Here is a 17,816-nt window from a genome sequence, read left to right on the forward strand (position 1 = left end):
CCCGCCAGAAGTCCTCACCGTGCGAGGAGCGCCATCTCCGTCCTGCTCTCCCGCTCGGACATCTCCCGCAACGGCCCCTGCGCGCGCACCAGCTCGTCGAACGCGCCCCGCTGCACCACATGTCCCCCGTCCAGGACGATCACCTCGTCCACCGCTTCGAGCCCTGCCAGCCGGTGCGTGATCATCAACGTCGTACGCCCCTCGGTCGCGGCCAGCAGGTCGGCGGTGAGCGCGTCGGCGGTGGCCAGGTCGAGGTGTTCCGCGGGCTCGTCGAGGACCAGCACGGGGAAGTCCGCGAGCAGCGCACGGGCGAGCGCCAGCCGCTGCCGCTGTCCCCCGGACAACCGTGCGCCGTGCTCCCCGATCAACGTGTCGATCCCGTCGGGCAGGCCGTCGGCCCAGTCGAGCAGCCGCACCCGCCCCAGTACGTCCCGCAGTGCGGAGTCGGTCGCGTCCTTCCGTGCGAGCAGCAGGTTCTCCCGCACCGAGCTGTCGAAGAGATGCGCGTCCTGCGCGCAGAGCCCGACCATGCGCCGCACGTCGTCGCCGTCCATGCCGAACGCGTCCACTCCGCCCAGCGTGTACGTCCCCCCACGTGGGTCCAGGAAGCGCAGCAGCACCTGCGCCAGCGTCGTCTTGCCGGATCCGGACGGCCCGACGACGGCGGTCCGGCGCCCGCGTTCGAGCACCAGGTCCACCCCGGCGACCGCGTCCCGCTCCTGTCCTCCGTGGCGGGCGGCCAAGGCCTTCACCACGACCGGGAACGGCGATTCGGGCGCCTTCGCCGGCCGCTCCGGCTCCCGTACGGGCTCGGGCGCGTCCAGTACCTCGTACACGCGCTCCGCGCTCTTGCGCACCCGCTGTCGGTACTGGGCGGCGAGCGGCAGCCCCAGGACGGCCTCGAAGGCGGCCAGTGGGGTGAGGACGACGACGGCCGTCGCCACGCCGCTGAGCCGTCCGTCGGCGACCGCCTGGGCGCCCACGAGTGCGGCGGCCGTGACGGTGAGGCCTGAGATCAGCGCGGTCAGTCCGTCGCCGAGCGCGGTGGCGGTGGCGGCCCGCGAGGTGATGCGGGTGAGTTCCGCGTCGGCCCGCCGCGCCTCCGCGGTGCGGGCGGGGAGCGCGCCGGCGACCGTCAACTCGGCCGTTCCCGTAAGGAGATCGGCCACCCGGGTCGCCAGTACTCCGCGTGCCGGTGCCAGCCGGCGCTCGGCGCGGCGCGCGACCGCGCCGGTCAGCAGCGGAACGCCCACACCGGCGGCCAGCAGCCCCACGGCGAGAACGGCACCCGCCTCGGGCAGCAGCCAGGCCGTGAACCCGACCGAACCGGCGGACACGACGGCCGCCGCGGCGGCGGGCAGCAGCCAGCGCAGCCAGTAGTCCTGCAGCGCGTCGACATCGCTGACGAGCCGCGAGAGGAGGTCACCGCGCCGGGTCGTACGCAGTCCCGCGGGCGCCAGCCGTTCGAGGCGCCGGTACACGGCGACCCTGGTGTCGGCGAGCATCCGCAGCACCGCCTCGTGCGACACCAGCCGCTCGGCGTACCGGAAGACGGCCCGCCCGATCCCGAACGTCCTTGTGGCCGTCACGGCGATCATCAGGTACAGCACGGGCGGCTGCTGTGAGGCCCTGGAGATGAGCCAGCCCGAGGTGGCCATGAGGCCGACGGCGCTCCCGAGCGCGAGGCTGCCGAGCAGCAGGGCCAACGCGAGCCGCCCACGGCGCGGCCCGGCCATGGCCCGAACGCGCGCGAGCACGCCACCCCGCCTCTCCGGGAGCGGTGCCGCCTTCTCCGTGCCTGCCGTGGGCTCGGACGCCACCACATCGGAGCGACGCGTCCCCGTACCGCCGGACCACGCGGCACGGTCCGGCGAAGCCACGGGTTCCAGCCGCACCACCCGGTCGGCCACCCCCAGCAGGGCCGGCCGGTGGACGACCAGGAGCACGGTCCGTCCTACGGCGAGGCGCCGGACCGCCTCCACGACCTCGGCCTCGGTCGCCCCGTCCAGCGCGGCCGTCGGCTCGTCCAGCAGCAGTACCGGCCGGTCCGCGAGGAACGCCCGGGCCAGCGCGAGCCGTTGCCGCTGCCCGGCGGACAGCCCGGCACCGTCCTCGCCGAGGACCGTGCGCACCCCGTCGGGCAGCGCGTCCACGAACTCCAGGGCCCCGGCGTCGGCCAGCGCCTCCCGCACCGCGGAGTCGTCCGCGCCCGGCCGCGCCGGCCGTACGTTCTCGGCGACGGACCCGGCGAACAGATGGGGCCGCTGCGGCACCCAGGCGACCTGCGAACGCCATTCCGCCAGGTCGGCTTCCGCGAGATCGACTCCCCCGACGGCGACGCGCCCCGCTGTGGGCCGCACGAACCCCAGCAGCGCGTTCAGGAGCGTCGTCTTGCCCACGCCGCTGGGGCCGACGAGCGCCACCGTCTCTCCGGGCCGGACCTCGAAGGACACGTCCGACACCGCGTCGGACGACCGCTCGGGGTACCGGACCGTCACGCCCTCGAAGCGCAGTCCCCCGGTTGCGGGCACTGCACCGGCCCCGGACTTCCGCACAGGCGTCTCCAGGACCGAGAAGATCTCCTCGGCGGCCGACAGCCCCTCCGCCGCCGCGTGGTACTGCGCCCCGACCTGCCGCAGCGGCAGATAGGCCTCGGGCGCGAGGATCAGCACGACCAGCCCGTCGTACAGCGCCATCTCCCCGTGGACGAGCCGCATTCCGATGGTCACCGCGACCAGGGCGACCGAGATCGTGGCGAGCAGCTCCAGCGCGAAGGACGAGATGAAGGCGATCCGCAGGGTCCGCATGGTCGCCTGCCGGTACTCCCCGGTGATCCGCCGGATGGACTCGGCCTGCGCCTTGGCCCGTCCGAAGACCTTGAGCGTGGGCAGTCCCGCGACCACGTCCAGGAAGTGCCCCGAGAGCCGGGACAGCAGGTGCCACTGGCGGTCCATCTGGGACTGCGTGACCCAGCCGATGAGCATCATGAAGATCGGGATGAGCGGCAGGGTGCCGACGATGATCGCCGCCGACACCCAGTCCTCGGTGACGATCCGCGCGAGCACGGCGACGGGTACGACCACCGCGAGCCCCAACTGCGGCAGATAGCGGGAGAAGTAGTCGTCCAGAGCGTCCACCCCGCGGGTGGCGAGCGCGATCAGGGACCCGGTCCGCTGCCCGCTCAGCCACTCCGGGCCGAGCGCGCCGGCCCGCTCCAGCAACCGCCCCCGCAGCTCCGACTTGACCGCCGCACTCGCCCGGTGCGCGGCGAGTTCGGTCAGCCAGGAGATGAGCGCGCGACCGACCGCGACCGCCGCCAGCAGCAGGAGTGGCGTGCGGAGTTCACCCGTCGACAGCCCGTGCTGGAAAGCGCCGACCACTACTTCGGCGATGAGCATGGCCTGGGCGACGACCAGCGCCGCCCCCACAACCCCCAGGCCGACGACCGCCATCAGGAAGAGGCGGGTGGCTCGGGCGTACCGGAGAAGTCGCGGGTCGATCGGTTTCACGTGAAACACACCCTCGGGTCAAGCAGGCATGTTTCACGTGAAACACACCTTCTTCTCATGGGGCATGTTTCACGTGAAACATACCCCCGGATTCATCGGGCCTCAGTGCACGGTTTCGGCGATGTGCTGGGTGCCGATCCGCTTGCGGAACACCCAGTACGTCCAGCCCTGGTAGAGCATGACCACGGGTGTCGTGATCACCGCACCCCACGTCATGATCTTCAGCGTGTACGGGCTCGACGAGGCGTTGGTGACCGTCAGGCTCCACTCGTCGTTGAGCGAGGACGGCATGACGTTCGGGAAGAGCGTCAGGAAGAGCATCGCGACCGCGGCGACGATGGTGAGGCCGGACAGTGCGAAGGCCCAGCCCTCACGCCCTGCCTGGTTCGCCCCGATCGCCACGACCAGCGCGACCACCGCCACGACCAGTGCGACCAGGCTCTTGCCGTCGCCGCTCTCGGCCTGGGTCCAGAGCAGGAAGACCAGTGCGAGTACGGCCGTCACCAGTCCGAGTCGCAGAGCCAGCTTCCGCGCCCGTTCCCGGATGTCACCGAGGGTCTTGAGCGCCGCGAACACCGCCCCGTGGAAGGTGAACAGCGTCAGCGTCACCAGACCGCCCAGGATGGCGTACGGGTTGAGCAGGTCCCCGAGGCTGCCCACGTACTCGAAGTTCTGGTCGATCTTCACGCCTCGGACGATGTTGCCGAAGGCCACGCCCCACAGGAAGGCCGGGAGCAGCGAGGTCCAGAAGATCACGTTCTCCCAGTTGCGCTGCCACTGCTCCTCGGGCCGCTTCGCCCGGTACTCGAAGGCGACTCCGCGCAGGATCAGGCAGACGAGGATGAGCAGCAGGGGCAGGTAGAAGCCGGAGAAGAGCGTGGCGTACCACTCGGGGAAGGCGGCGAAGGTCGCGCCTCCCGCCGAGAGCAGCCACACCTCGTTGCCGTCCCAGACCGGGCCGATGGTGTTGATCAGCACCCGCTTCTCGGTCCGGTTGCGGGCGAGCAGCTTGGTGAGAACACCGATCCCGAAGTCGAAGCCCTCCAGGAAGAAGTAACCGATCCACAGGACGGCGATCAGGACGAACCAGATGTCGTGAAGTTCCATGACTCAGCAGCTCCCTGGGCCTAGTACGAGAAGGCCATCGGCTTGTCGGCGTCCCTGGGGTCGCCGCCGATCTTCGTGGGCGGGTTGAGGTCGGCCTCGGTGAGCTCGGGCGGCCCGGCCTTGATGTACTTGGCGAGCAGCTTCACCTCGACGACGGCGAGGATCGCGTAGATCGTCGTGAGGACGACCAGCGAGGTGATCATCTCGCCCTGCGACACACCGGGGGAGACCGCGTCGCGGGTCTGCATGACGCCGTAGACGACCCACGGCTGGCGGCCCATCTCGGTGAAGATCCAGCCCCAGGCGTTGGCGATCAGTGGGAAGGCCATCGTCCAGACGGCCAGGAGCCAGTACAGCCGGGTGAGTCTGGATCCGAGCGGCTTCTTCAGCAGCACCAGATGCGGGACCTCGTCCTCCCCCGTTCGCCGGGCGGCCGGCAGCAGGAACCGCTTCCGCGTGAGCCACAGCCCCAACAGGCCCAGGGAGAAGGACGCCATTCCGAAGCCGATCATCCACCGGAAGCCCCAGTAGGCGACGGGAACGATGGGCTTGTAGTCGCCCGGGCCGAACTTCTCCTGCTCGGCCTTGTTGGTGTCGTTGATGCCGGGCACGTACGAGTCGAAGTCGCTGTGGGCGAGGAAGGACAGGAGCCCGGGGATCTCCAGGGCCACGGAGTTGTGCCCCTTGTCGACGTCCCCGTACGCGAAGACCGAGAACGGCGCCGGCTGCTCGCCGTCCCACAGGGCCTCCGCGGCGGCCATCTTCATGGGCTGCTGCTCGTACATGACCTTGCCGAGGGTGTCCCCGCTGATCGCGGTGAGCAGACCGCCGACAGCCATGGTGACCAGGCCGAGCCGGAGCGAGGTCCGCATCACCGGGATGTGCTTCTTGCGCATCAGGTGGAACGCGGCGATGCCCACCATGAAGGCGCCGCCCGTCAGGAAGGCCGCCGAGAAGCTGTGGAACACCTGGTTGAGCGCCGTGTTCTGGGTCAGGACCAGCCAGAAGTCGGTGAGCTCGGCGCGCCCCTTCTTCTCGTTGATGCGGTAGCCCACGGGGTGCTGCATCCAGGAGTTGGCCGCCAGGATGAAGTACGCGGACAGCAGCGTGCCGATCGAGACCATCCAGATGCAGGCCAGGTGGATCTTCTTCGGCAGTTTGTCCCAGCCGAAGATCCAGAGCCCGATGAACGTGGACTCGAAGAAGAAGGCGATCAGGGCCTCGAAGGCGAGCGGAGCACCGAAGACGTCACCGACGAAGCGTGAGTAGTCGGACCAGTTCATGCCGAACTGGAACTCCTGCACGATGCCCGTGACGACACCCATCGCGATGTTGATCAGGAAGAGCTTGCCCCAGAACTTGGTGGCCCTGAGGTACTTCTCCTTCTCCGTGCGCACCCATGCGGTCTGCAGGCCCGCGGTGAGCGCGGCGAGCGAGATCGTGAGCGGGACGAAGAGGAAGTGGTAGACGGTGGTGATGCCGAACTGCCATCGCGCTATCGTCTCCGGCGCCAATGCCAATTCCACGTCGTCAACTCCTTACGTCGCCGTGGTAACCGCGGCAGTTTGCCCCACTTGCCCCAGACATCCAGAGGCAAATGGGACGCGCTTGTGAACGCGTTCACATTCACAAGCAATTATGACGCATGGCCGTTCGAGCGGTGACAGGTGGGGGTACCTAGCTGCGGGCGCCTCCGTGTCGGGCCCAAAGCGCCAGGTCAGAGGGCGTGCGCGGGCACCGGAAGAGACGAACGCCACAAGGCCCCGGCGCCCCGCGGAGTGCGGGGTGCGCCGGGGCCTTGATCGACCGCTTGGGCGACGGCTCGGCTAGAACTCCTTGCGGAAGCCCTCCGCCGTCTTCAGGAAGATGTCGTTGGCCTCGGTCTCGCCCACCGTCACCCGGACCCCCTCGCCCGCGAACGGCCGCACGACGACCCCGGACTGCTCGCACACGGCGGCGAAGTCGACGGTGCGCTCCCCGAGCCGCAGCCACACGAAGTTCGCCTGGGTGTCCGGCACCGTCCAGCCCTGGCCGCGCAGCGTCTCGACCACGCGCGTGCGCTCGGTCACCAGCGACCCGACCCGGCCGAGCAGCTCGTCCTCGGCGCGCAGCGAGGCGACCGCCGCGTCCTGCGCGAGCTGGCTCACCCCGAAGGGCACCGCCGTCTTGCGCAGCGCCGCCGCCACCGGCTCATGCGCGATCGCGAAGCCGACCCGCAGCCCGGCGAGACCGTACGCCTTGGAGAACGTACGCAGCACGCAGACGTTCGGCCGCTCCCGGTACAGCTCGACACCGTCCGGAACCTCGACATCGCGCACGAACTCCCGGTACGCCTCGTCGAGAACCACCAGGACATCGCCCGGCACCCGGTCGAGGAACCGTTCCAGCTCGGCCCGCCGCACCGCCGTACCCGTGGGGTTGTTGGGGTTGCAGACGAAAATCAGCCGCGTCCGGTCGGTGATCGCGTCCGCCATCGCGTCGAGGTCGTGCACGTCCCCCGGCGTCAGCGGCACCTGGACCGGCGTCGCCGCGCTGACCCGGGTGATGATCGGGTACGCCTCGAAGGACCGCCAGGCGTACATCACCTCGTCGCCCGGTCCGGAGGTCGCCTGCACCAGCTGCTGGGCCACGCCGACCGAGCCGGTGCCGGTCGCCAGATGCGTGAGCGGCACCCCGAACCGCTCCGCCAGCTCGCTCATCAGCCCCGTGCACGCCATGTCGGGGTAGCGGTTGAAGGCCCCCGCCGCCGCGGTCACGCTCTCCAGCACGCCCGGCAGCGGCGGATAGGGGTTCTCGTTGGAGGACAGCTTGTACGCCACCGGACCGTCCGAGACCGCCGCGGGCTTCCCGGGCCTGTACGTGGGGATACCCTCCAGCTCGGCTCGCAGCTTGGGGCTCGTCTCGCTCACCGCAGTCCTCCTCGTGACCGTCTCCGGCTCATCTCACCACCGGCTCAATACTGCTCACCTTAAGAGGATTCGGCGCCGCTGCGTACGGCCCGGGAGCGGTCTCCCGGCCGGCACCGAAGATCCGTGTGCGCACTCCCGGGCATCACCGCCCGAAGGCGTACGAAAGAGGGGGCGCGCTGCCCATCACAGCCTGCGCCGGTAGCTCACGCCGTGGCGCGCATCCCCCGTGAAGGTGAGTTGAGACCTCTTCGAGACATGGCCTCTTTGGCAGGCTCATGCGCGTCGACAAGTGACGTACTGCCATTGTATCGGTCAACACCCTTGCATTCCAAGGGAGTTGAGTGCAGATGACCATGCAGAAACGTGCCTGTCAACGAGTGCATATGCGTCCGCACTACCCCACCACATGAGCCCTACTATCGGCTCGCCATGACAGCAGCAGGGAAGCACCAGGTGAGCCGGTCGGAAACCTCTCGTCGAGGAAACCGGCCGGGCCGGGCGGGCATCAGAGACGTGGCCGCGGCCGCCGGAGTCTCCATTACGACGGTCTCCGACGCCCTCAACGGCAAGGGACGGCTCCCGGATGCCACCAGACGCCATGTCCGCGAAGTCGCCGATCGGCTGGGCTACCGGCCCTCCGCGGCGGCCCGAACCCTCCGTACCGGCAAGTCGGGCCTCATCGGCCTGACCGTGACGACCTACGGGGACGAACCTTTCACCTTCACGGAGTTCGCGTACTTCGCGGAGATGGCCAGAGCCGCCACCTCGGCCGCGCTCGCCCGGGGCTACGCCCTGGTCATCCTCCCGGCGACCTCGCGCCACGACGTGTGGTCGAACGTGGCCCTGGACGGGACGGTCGTCATCGACCCCTCCGACCAGGACCCTGTCGTCAGCGAACTGGTCCGCCAGGGCTTACCGGTGGTCTCGGACGGCCGCCCGGCCGGCTCGCTGCCGGTGACCGCCTGGGTGGACAACGACCACGAGGCCGCGGTGCTGGGCATCCTCGACCACCTGGCCGCCGCCGGAGCCCGCAGGATCGGCCTGCTGACCGGGACGACCACGGACACGTACACCCACCTCTCCACGACCGCATACCTGCGCTGGTGCGAGCGTGTGGGCCAGGATCCCGTGTACGAGGCCTATCCCGCGCACGATCCGTGCGCGGGGGCCGTGGCGGCCGACCGGCTGCTCGCCCGGCCCGACCGGCCGGACGCCGTCTACGGGCTGTTCGACCCGAACGGCACCGACCTCCTCGCGGCGGCCAGACGCTATGGACTGCGCGTACCGGAGGATCTGCTCCTCGTGTGCTGCAGCGAGTCCACCGTCTACGCCAACACCGAGCCGCCCGTCACGACGCTCTCTCTCAAACCGAGACGAATCGGTACGGCCGTGGTCCAGCTCCTCATCGACGCCATCGAGGGGGTCGAATCGGACCAACCGGTCGAGCAGGTGATACCGACGGAGCTGATCGTGCGCACCTCCTCCGAGCGCCGACCGCCACGGACGACCGTCAGCCCGCCGAGGTCTCCGGAGAAGGGGTGACCTCCAACGCGGAAAGCCCCTCCCAATTCGGGAGAAAACCACGGTGAACTGGGGTTCTGCTCCGATTCACCACCCCTGGGTCATCACATGGCGCGATCCGCATTCCTATGATGGGCGGACGACACCGCGGGCCGCTGCGACCAGGCAGTCCGACGCGGTGCAGATGCGGCGCGATGGTGGTGGAGGGGTCGATGACTCAGGGGGCCGGTCAGGGACCCGAGATGCGGACGCCGACGGTGCGGACGCCCACGGTGCGCGACTTCCGCGTACCGGCGTACGTCCACGACGCCGGTCCGTACGCGCAGCCGCCCGGACCTCAGCCGGCACCGCCCGGGCCGTACCACCGGCCGGCCGAGCCGTACGACCAGAACGCCGACCCGTACACCGGGCCCCAGGAGCAGTACGGCGGCACCGGCCCCTACGCGGCCCAGCCGCCCCGTGGCGAGGTCGGCGTCCCCGCCGCGGAGCCGGAGGGCTACACGCCGACGGAGCGCGATCTGCCGGTCATCAACCGCGGTGACACGGTTCAGGTGCCGGTCGACCCCGAGGCCGGGCAGATTCCGCAGCCCGAGGAGGGGCCGGGTCCGCTGTACGTCGTCGGTGACGTCCACGGGTACCTCGACGAACTCGTCTCCGCGCTCCACGAGAAGGGGCTCATCGACATCGAGGGGCGCTGGGCGGCCGGCACCTCCCGGCTGTGGTTCCTCGGCGACTTCACCGACCGCGGACCCGACGGCATCGGCGTCATCGACCTCGTGATGCGGCTGTCCGCGGAGGCCGCGGCGGTCGGCGGCTACTGCAAGGCGCTCATGGGCAACCACGAACTGCTGCTCCTCGGCGCCAGGCGGTTCGGGGACACCCCCGTCAACTCCGGCGCGGGAACGGCCACCTTCCAGGCCGCCTGGCTGCTCAACGGCGGCCAGAAGACCGACATGGAGCGCCTCCAGGACCATCATCTGCAGTGGATGGCCCGCCTGGACGCGATGGAACTGGCCGACGGACATCTGCTCGTGCACTCCGACACGACCGCCTATCTCGACTACGGCGACTCCATCGAAGCGGTCAACGACACCATCCGCGAAACCCTCACCCGCAACGACGCGGACGAGTGCTGGGACCTCTTCCGCAAGTTCACCAAGCGCTTCGCGTTCCGCGACGACGGCGGTGCGCAGGCGGTCCGCTCGCTGCTGGAGACGTACGGCGGTTCGCGCATCGTCCATGGTCACAGCCCCATTCCGTACCTCAGGGGCGAGGTCGGCTCGGAGGACGGGGAGAACTCGCCGCCGCTCGCGGTCGAAGAACCTCATGTGTACGCCGACAAACTCGCGATCGCGATGGACGGCGGCGTGACCATGGCCGGAAAACTGCTGGTCCAGCAGCTTCCTCTGGATAGCTGAGCGTTCTCGGGGCAGACGTCCTCCGATGGAGGACACGTGCGGTCCGGGGGCAAATTCTGGAAACCCCCTGTCACCCTGTGCCGTCACCGCTCTACCATCGGCTTATCCGTAGCAGGCTCCCCTCCGTTTCTGCCCGACGGCTCGTCAGCATGCCGAGTCCCAAGCCCTACGGAGCATCGGGGGATGCACATGAACAGCGTTCCGCAGCACCTGCTGAGCGAGGACCGCCAGGATTACGAGCGGCTCCTCGACGAGGCGCTGCGCTCCGCACCACACCGCCCGGAACTCGCCGCTGTCGGTCAGCGGCTCAACCCCGAACAACTGCGCACGATGGCACTCAACGCCACGGCACTCATCACGGCGGCCGCGGCGACCGAGTACCAGCACTATGTGAAGGTCCGCGAGGAACTGCGCCAGCCGGCGCCGTCCACCCCTCCCGTTCGCGAAGGATCCACCAGTTCCTCGGATCCGGGCACGAGCGCGGTGGGGCTCGCCGCCACCATGGGGGAAGTCGCCGAGACCGCCGGGGCCGGTGTCGCCGCGGTCGTCGCCGTGCTCGCCCCGGTCCTCGCCGGCACAGCAGCGGTGATCTTCCTGCTCGTCGGCTACATCCTGAAGATGCTCGCCCCCGAACCGGGCATCGCCCGCACCCTCCTCACCACCGGATGGGTCTTCGGCGCCATCACGGCGGCCTCGATCCTGGTCGCCGCGGTCGGACTGCTGCTCGCCGCCCTGCGCAACGGCTCCAGCTCGCTCCAGGCCGGCGCGCAGGGCGAACTGAGCGAGGAGGTCTCCCTGGCCAGGGAAGCCTGGCACGGCGCCCTCCTGGAGCACGGCATCATGCCGTTCCTCAGGGAGGCGCTCGCCGACCCGGGTACGGCGGCCCTCGGCCGTACGAAGCCGTCGGCATCGACCAGCCGGATGCCGCAGCTCGGTTACAACCGCCCGGGCTTCAGCAGCCCCGACGGAGGCCCGGCGGCGGGTCCCCGACCCAGCTACTCGAGCCCGGACTTCAGCAGCCCGGACTTCGGGGGCCCGGAGCACGCCCCGGAGTAGGGCCGGCCCGCCGACACTGCCGGCCCCGGCCGGCACTGGCAAGAATGATCGACGACGGAAATCCGTCGTCGATCTTTTCTTTTTACATTCTGCTCAATTGTGTAGCCATTGCGACTCTCACGACTCTTACGTCATTCAGCACCACACGGAGGAAAAGAGCGCTCCAGCGTAAATCGAGCCCCAATGCATGACTCTCCTACACAGATTCGCAGGTGGGCTTGTTTTATCCGCACGTGCGCAGGATCCTATATGCCATGTGGCAATCGAGCATGACGCAGTTCGCACCCGGGCAGGGAGGCTGGCGGCGTTGAGCCAGCACACGCTGAGACATGGGGCTCATCGAAGCCTGGCGTTCAGGTCGACAGCAGAAAGTGTCCTCACCATGCGCCGAGCAGCCGTAAGCGGCGTGCCTGGTCGCCGTGAGGCCACTAGCCTACTGACGGACAACGCCATCTGCCTCAGGACGGAGACCTCGGTGCCACAGGAAGAGCCCGGATTCCAGCGTGCACGACTGCGCGACCGCCTCAAGAAGGCGAGGGAGAGCGCGGGACTGAAGCAGCGCGAGGTGGCCGAGCAGCTCGACTGGTCACCCTCAAAGGTGATTCGGATCGAGGCCGGCACCGTCGGCGTGTCGGTCACCGATGTACGGGTGCTCGCGGAGCACTACGGGATCACCGACCAGGCTCAGATCACGGCGCTGACCGGGATGGCACGGGCCGCTCGCCGGCCACCGTGGTGGGATCAATATCGCCCCTGGGTGACGCAGGACTTCGAGACGTACCTCGGATACGAGAGCTCCGCGTCGATCATCAGGAATTTCGAGCCCAACCTGGTGCCCGGCCTGCTGCAGACCGAAGAGTACATGCGCGTGGTTCTGAACCAGCTCAGTTTCGGGACGGAAAAAACCGAGCAGCTCGTGCAACTACGCCTGGAACGCCAGGACCGTCTTATTCAGTCAGACGGCCCGGAGTCCTTCTTCATCCTGGACGAGGCTGTGATCCGCAGGACTGTGGGATCGTCCGAGACGATGCACAAGCAGTTCGAAAGACTGCTGAAAATCAATGAAATGTCGAACGTCAGGGTACTGACCGTTCCCTTCAGCGTCGGCATCTATCCGCGTTTCGGATCACCTTACGCCCTCTTCGAGTTCCCCGATGACGAGGACGACATGGTCGTCTATCTGGAGAACCCGGACGGTGAAGCGATTTTGAGCGAGAAAGCCCTAGGGCGCACGTCACAGCGTCGTCCGACCGACTATCTCGATATCTTCTGGGAAGTGGAGAGGGGGGTTGCGACTGAAGTGACGAGAGAGTTCCTGTTCGGCCAGGAGTGACGCTGAAGACAGCAGGGGAGCGTGTCACGGAGCGTCACCAGGCGACACGGAACCAACCGAAGAGCCAGCAGAGTTAACTGCTAGGAATTAGGAACGGAATCAGAAATCTTCAGATCCGAAAGGAACGATCGCCAGGCACGTGAACTGAACCCCAGGAGCGCCCGGTCGGGATAATGTGAATCGCGAACGGCTACGTGATCAGCGAGAGCCACCTCGACACAGTTCCCTCCGCTAGTGGCCGAGCTCTTCCGCCAGCGCACCTCAGCATCCTCAAGTCGCATGCAACCCCCACGTCTGCGCCGGCCAATGGCTGGCGATGCCGAGCCATTTCGGCATCCAAATCAGTATGGGCGCCGCCATCAGCACTGCCAAGATGCACGTGAGCGCCCAGCACATTCCGATAAATGGAGGTATATGGCTCGTAAAGATAATAAAATGCCAGCCGCGCCGCACAAGCGGCTGGCCGAAAAGAAACCAAGATTGTTCCGAATGAACACAGCAAAAGGGAGCCCTGCGACCCGGCCGGCAAGCTTCAGGTCGCGGACTCCCTTGCGCCAAGCACCCTCGTCTGCGAAACCGAAAGGAGCTCTGCCATGGAGTCTACAGACTCCATCTCGGAGGGCTACTCACCACACAAGACCAGCTCAACGAACTGGAAGCAATGGGCGCGCTCCGCGGGCGCCAACGCATTCAAGGGAGCTTGCACGGCACTTGGGGCCGGCGCAGTCTCCCTGCTGATCTGGTGGCTCGAAAGGAAATAGCGCCCCTTTTTCACCACCGGCCTCACCCGCGCGTCGGACGGGCCTGATCACCGAGGTCCTGGAAATGATCGTCCAGGACCTCGGCACCGCAGCACCACGACCGTTCGGTCGGCCAAAGGTGAATGAACCCTATTCGCCCGTGGCCATGGGCAGGTAGACGCGGTTGCCCGCGGCGGCGAACTCCTTCGACTTCTGGAGCATCCCGTCGGCGATCTCCTCGGGTGAGGCCCCCGCGGCCGCCGTACCGCCGAACTGCTCGTTGATGCTGTGGCTGATCTTCATCGAGCAGAACTTCGGCCCGCACATGGAGCAGAAGTGCGCCGTCTTGGCCGGCTCGGCGGGGAGGGTCTCGTCGTGGAACTCGCGGGCGGTGTCCGGGTCGAGGGCCAGGTTGAACTGGTCCTCCCAGCGGAACTCGAAGCGGGCGTCCGACAGCGCGTCGTCCCACTCCTGTGCGCCCGGATGCCCCTTGGCGAGGTCCGCCGCGTGGGCCGCGATCTTGTAGGTGATGACGCCCGTCTTGACGTCGTCACGGTTGGGCAGGCCCAGATGCTCCTTGGGCGTGACGTAGCAGAGCATCGCCGTGCCCCACCAGGCGATCATCGCGGCACCGATGCCGGAGGTGATGTGGTCGTAGGCCGGCGCGATGTCGGTCGTCAGCGGACCGAGCGTGTAGAACGGCGCCTCCTCGCAGATCTCCTGCTGAAGGTCGATGTTCTCCTTGATCTTGTGCATCGGGACATGCCCCGGGCCCTCGATCATGGTCTGCACGTTGAAACGCTTCGCGACCTTGTTGAGCTCCCCGAGGGTCCTCAACTCCGCGAACTGCGCGGCGTCGTTGGCGTCCGCGATCGACCCGGGCCGCAGACCGTCGCCGAGCGAGTACGTGACGTCGTACGAGGCGAGGATCTCGCAGAGCTCCTCGAAGTGCTCGTACAGGAACGATTCCTTGTGGTGCGCCAGGCACCAGGCCGCCATGATCGAGCCGCCGCGCGAGACGATGCCGGTCTTGCGGTTCGCGGTGAGCGGGACGTACGGCAGGCGCACACCCGCGTGGACGGTCATGTAGTCCACGCCCTGCTCGGCCTGCTCGACGACCGTGTCCTTGTAGATCTCCCAGGTGAGTTCCTCCGCGCGCCCGTCGACCTTCTCCAGCGCCTGGTAGAGGGGGACCGTGCCGATGGGGACGGGGGAGTTGCGCAGCACCCACTCGCGCGTGGTGTGGATGTTGCGGCCGGTCGACAGATCCATGACCGTGTCGGCGCCCCAACGCGTCGCCCAGGTCATCTTGTCGACCTCCTCCTCGATGGAGGAGGTGACCGCGGAGTTGCCGATGTTGGCGTTGACCTTCACCAGGAATCGCTTGCCGATGATCATCGGCTCGATCTCCGGGTGGTTGACGTTGGCCGGCAGAACGGCCCGGCCCGCCGCGATCTCCTCGCGGACGACCTCGGGGGCCACGTTCTCCCGGATGGCCACGTACTCCATCTCCGGCGTGACCTCGCCCCGCCTCGCGTACGCGAGTTGCGTGACCGCCTGCCCGTCACGGCTGCGGCGGGGCAGGCGCGGACGCCCCGGGAAGACCGCGTCGAGGTTGCGCAGTCCGCCGCGCGGCGAGGTGTGCTTGATCCCGTCGTCCTCGGGGCTCACGGGACGGCCCGCGTACTCCTCGGTGTCGCCACGGGCGATGATCCAGTTGTCGCGCAGGGGCGCCAGACCCCTGCGTACGTCGGTGTCGACGACCGGATCGGTGTACGGACCGGAGGTGTCGTACAGGGTGACCGACTCTCCATTGGTGAGGTGCACCTGACGGACCGGCACCCGCAGATCGGGGCGCGAGCCCGCGACATACGCCTTGTGCCAGCCGATGGACCTCCCGGCCTCGCCGTTGTCGGGCGAAGCGGCTGCCCCGCCGTTCTCGGTCGCTGCGGACACCTCGGTGCCGTCGGCCTGGGCAAACGCCCCGGCCGTCGCACTGGAGGCAGGCGTGCGTACGTCCTTGTTGGTCATGAGACCTACTCCCTACGCCGGCATTACCCGGTAACAGGTTCGGCGGTCGACGCAGCGTTTCCCGTCCGGCGATGTTCCACGTGAAACATCGCGGATGCGGAGGTCAGCGTCCTCTCAGCCCGGTGCTCCGAGCTCCCGCGTGTGCAAAGGTGCTTCCACGCTAGCGTCACAATGGGCGCGGTGAACAGTGGGCCCCTCTCGTTCTTGCGATGATCGGTCGGTGACCACGACGCAGCAGCCCCCACTTCCGCCGTCCGAACCGCCCCACGGACACGGCCACGACGGCCACGGTGACGACGGCGGACCCGCCGGCGGTGGGCACGGCCACTCGCACAGTCATGGCCCCGCGGCGCCTGTCTCCATGCATCTGCGAAAGATCATCGCCGCGGTGCTGATCCCCTTCGCCGCGGCGGTCGTTGTCGGTCTCGCGGTGCTCTGGCCCGGCGGCGCCCCGGGACACGAGCGCACGGGTGTCGGCTTCGACCGGCAGACCCAGCAGGCCACCGTGACCAAGGTCGACGAGGTCGACTGCAAGTCCGTGAACGCCTCGGGCGGGACTCCGACCGGCGACACCTCGACGGCCGAGGGCTCGTCCGCGCAGCAGCAGGCTTCGGGCACCTGCAAGAAGGCGACGATCCGGGTCGACTCCGGCAAGGACAAGGGCCGTACCTTCACGGAGATCGTCCAGCCGGACTCCTCACGCCAGTTGGAGCAGGGCCAGGAGGTGATCGTGGCGTACGCGCCCGACGCCCCCAAGGAGCTCCAGTACTCGGTCACCGATGTGAACCGCAAGCTCCCCATGACGCTGCTCGCCGGCATCTTCGCCGTCGCGGTGGTCGTGGTGGGCCGGATGCGCGGCGTCATGGCACTGATCGCGCTGGCCGTCAGCTTCCTGATCCTGACGTTCTTCATCCTGCCCGCGATCCTGCAGGGTTCGAATCCGCTGGTCGTGGCGGTGGTCGGGGCCAGTGCCATCATGCTGATCGCGCTCTACATGTGCCACGGTCTCTCGGCGCGGACGTCGGTCGCCGTGCTGGGCACGCTGCTGTCCCTGGTGCTGATCGGGCTGCTCGGCTCACTGTTCATCGACTGGGCCGCGCTGACCGGCAACACCGACGACAACACCGGCCTGATCCACGGTCTCTACCCGTCCATCGACATGAGCGGTCTGCTGCTCGCGGGCATCATCATCGGTTCGCTCGGAGTCCTCGACGACGTCACGGTCACGCAGACGTCGGCGGTCTGGGAGCTGCACGAAGCCAACCCGACGATGGGCTGGCGAGGGCTGTACCGCGCGGGAATCCGCATCGGCCGCGACCACATCGCGTCCGTCGTCAACACGCTCGTCCTGGCCTACGCCGGCGCGGCGCTGCCTCTGCTGCTGCTCTTCTCCATCGCGCAGAGCAGCGTGGGGACGGTGGCCAACAGCGAGCTGGTGGCCGCGGAGATCGTCCGCACGCTCGTCGGTTCGATCGGGCTGGTCGCCTCGGTGCCGGTCACGACGGCTCTCGCGGCCCTCGTGGTCTCGGCCGACCGCCCGGGTGCCGCCGCCGCGGCTCAGCAGCCGCAATCACAGGCGCAACCGCAGTCTCAGTCCCAGACCGGCTCGAAGGCACCGCTGCGCGGCGGGAGCGGCCGCCGTCGCAAGCACTGAGGCCGGCTCATCACCGAGCCCGGCTTCACCGAGGCCGGCCTCCGCGGTGTCAGCCCGCGCTCTGTTCCTCCGCCAGGATGCGGTCCAAGGCCTCGTCCAGATGGGTGTCGAAGTCGGCGAGGGAGCGCTCCTGCCCCAGCGGGACCAGCCGGTCCGTTCGGTCGAGGAACGCCAGCAGAGGCGCCGTACCGCAGCGGAACAGGGCCTGGTCGACGCCCACCTGAAGCCGGATCAGCACGTCGCCGAACCCGTCGGAGTCCGAGGGGGTGATGTGCACGTCTCCGTCCCCGCACGGCCGGCCCACTCCGTCGATCAACAGCTCCCGGCCGAAGGCCCAGGTCACCGGAGCGTCGCCGGGCAGGTGGAAGGTCAGACGCACGGCATAGGGATCACAGGTCGCGTAACGCAGTTCCACCGGAATTCGGAAGGAGAGCTCTTCCGAGACGACGAAACTCATCATGACCTCTGCCTGCACTACCGACTCGCGCATCGCCTACCCCGTCGTTCGCCGTCCATGGCCGGGAATCGTCCACCTAGA

The 17,816-nt window shown here is 68.4% G+C and carries 12 protein-coding genes; 5 read left to right on the top strand and 7 right to left on the bottom strand.

The window, feature by feature from the left end:
* Nucleotides 1–14: 14 nt before the first annotated feature.
* From cydD to hisC, 4 genes are all read right to left on the bottom strand, one after another.
* Entirely contained in the window at nt 15–3,509 is a 3,495-nt protein-coding gene (cydD, locus tag OHS59_RS22535; RefSeq protein ID WP_328495205.1) for a thiol reductant ABC exporter subunit CydD, read from the bottom strand.
* 102 nt (nt 3,510–3,611) lie between these two features.
* Nucleotides 3,612–4,616 carry a cytochrome d ubiquinol oxidase subunit II gene (gene cydB / locus OHS59_RS22540; protein ID WP_328495206.1) on the bottom strand — a complete coding sequence of 335 codons (1,005 nt, stop codon included), beginning with the start codon at nt 4,614–4,616 and terminating at the stop codon, nt 3,612–3,614.
* Between the two features lie 20 nt (nt 4,617–4,636).
* The gene (locus tag OHS59_RS22545; RefSeq protein WP_328495207.1) at nt 4,637–6,142 is read right to left on the bottom strand and encodes a cytochrome ubiquinol oxidase subunit I; all 1,506 of its coding nucleotides are present in this window, start codon (nt 6,140–6,142) and stop codon (nt 4,637–4,639) included.
* Between the two features lie 300 nt (nt 6,143–6,442).
* Nucleotides 6,443–7,525, bottom strand: a complete 1,083-nt coding sequence (gene hisC / locus OHS59_RS22550; protein WP_328495208.1) for a histidinol-phosphate transaminase — start codon at nt 7,523–7,525, stop codon at nt 6,443–6,445.
* Between the two features lie 429 nt (nt 7,526–7,954).
* On the opposite strand from hisC, the gene OHS59_RS22555 reads away from it, so the two are divergent.
* From OHS59_RS22555 to OHS59_RS22570, 4 genes are all read left to right on the top strand, one after another.
* Nucleotides 7,955–9,067, top strand: a complete 1,113-nt coding sequence (locus OHS59_RS22555; RefSeq protein WP_328495209.1) for a LacI family DNA-binding transcriptional regulator — start codon at nt 7,955–7,957, stop codon at nt 9,065–9,067.
* Nucleotides 9,068–9,258: 191 nt separating this feature from the next.
* Nucleotides 9,259–10,464 (top strand): metallophosphoesterase, encoded by a 1,206-nt coding sequence (locus tag OHS59_RS22560; protein WP_328495210.1) that lies wholly within the window; start codon nt 9,259–9,261, stop codon nt 10,462–10,464.
* 183 nt (nt 10,465–10,647) lie between these two features.
* Nucleotides 10,648–11,520, top strand: coding sequence for a hypothetical protein (locus tag OHS59_RS22565; protein WP_328495211.1), 873 nt, complete (start codon nt 10,648–10,650; stop codon nt 11,518–11,520).
* Nucleotides 11,521–11,995: 475 nt separating this feature from the next.
* Entirely contained in the window at nt 11,996–12,853 is an 858-nt protein-coding gene (locus tag OHS59_RS22570; protein ID WP_328495212.1) for a helix-turn-helix domain-containing protein, read from the top strand.
* 80 nt (nt 12,854–12,933) lie between these two features.
* On the opposite strand, the gene OHS59_RS22575 is transcribed toward OHS59_RS22570, so the two are convergent.
* A complete protein-coding gene (locus OHS59_RS22575; RefSeq protein WP_328495213.1) occupies nt 12,934–13,134 on the bottom strand; it encodes a DUF397 domain-containing protein in 201 nt (66 codons plus the stop codon).
* 609 nt (nt 13,135–13,743) lie between these two features.
* Complete coding sequence (thiC, locus tag OHS59_RS22580) at nt 13,744–15,624, bottom strand: phosphomethylpyrimidine synthase ThiC (RefSeq protein WP_328495214.1); 1,881 nt, start codon at nt 15,622–15,624, stop codon at nt 13,744–13,746.
* Between the two features lie 220 nt (nt 15,625–15,844).
* Between thiC and OHS59_RS22585 the strand changes: the two genes are divergently transcribed.
* Nucleotides 15,845–17,278: a YibE/F family protein gene (locus OHS59_RS22585; RefSeq protein ID WP_328495215.1), complete on the top strand. Its 1,434-nt coding sequence runs from the start codon at nt 15,845–15,847 to the stop codon at nt 17,276–17,278.
* A gap of 49 nt (nt 17,279–17,327) precedes the next feature.
* Here the strand turns inward: OHS59_RS22585 and OHS59_RS22590 are convergent, their stop codons facing one another.
* Nucleotides 17,328–17,768, bottom strand: a complete 441-nt coding sequence (locus OHS59_RS22590) for an SsgA family sporulation/cell division regulator (RefSeq protein WP_328495216.1) — start codon at nt 17,766–17,768, stop codon at nt 17,328–17,330.
* Nucleotides 17,769–17,816: the final 48 nt, after the last annotated feature.

It is taken from the genome of Streptomyces sp. NBC_00414 (genome assembly GCF_036038375.1).
GTDB lineage: Bacteria > Actinomycetota > Actinomycetes > Streptomycetales > Streptomycetaceae > Streptomyces.

Excerpts from the sequence above, each read along its gene's own strand:
- OHS59_RS22575 (WP_328495213.1), bottom strand. The coding sequence starts at position 13,134 with ATGCGACTTGAGGATGCTGAGGTGCGCTGGCGGAAGAGCTCGGCCACT.
- OHS59_RS22555 (WP_328495209.1), top strand. The coding sequence starts at position 7,955 with ATGACAGCAGCAGGGAAGCACCAGGTGAGCCGGTCGGAAACCTCTCGT.
- thiC (WP_328495214.1), bottom strand. The coding sequence starts at position 15,624 with ATGACCAACAAGGACGTACGCACGCCTGCCTCCAGTGCGACGGCCGGG.
- OHS59_RS22565 (WP_328495211.1), top strand. The coding sequence starts at position 10,648 with ATGCACATGAACAGCGTTCCGCAGCACCTGCTGAGCGAGGACCGCCAG.
- cydB (WP_328495206.1), bottom strand. The coding sequence starts at position 4,616 with ATGGAACTTCACGACATCTGGTTCGTCCTGATCGCCGTCCTGTGGATC.
- OHS59_RS22560 (WP_328495210.1), top strand. The coding sequence starts at position 9,259 with ATGACTCAGGGGGCCGGTCAGGGACCCGAGATGCGGACGCCGACGGTG.
- OHS59_RS22590 (WP_328495216.1), bottom strand. The coding sequence starts at position 17,768 with ATGCGCGAGTCGGTAGTGCAGGCAGAGGTCATGATGAGTTTCGTCGTC.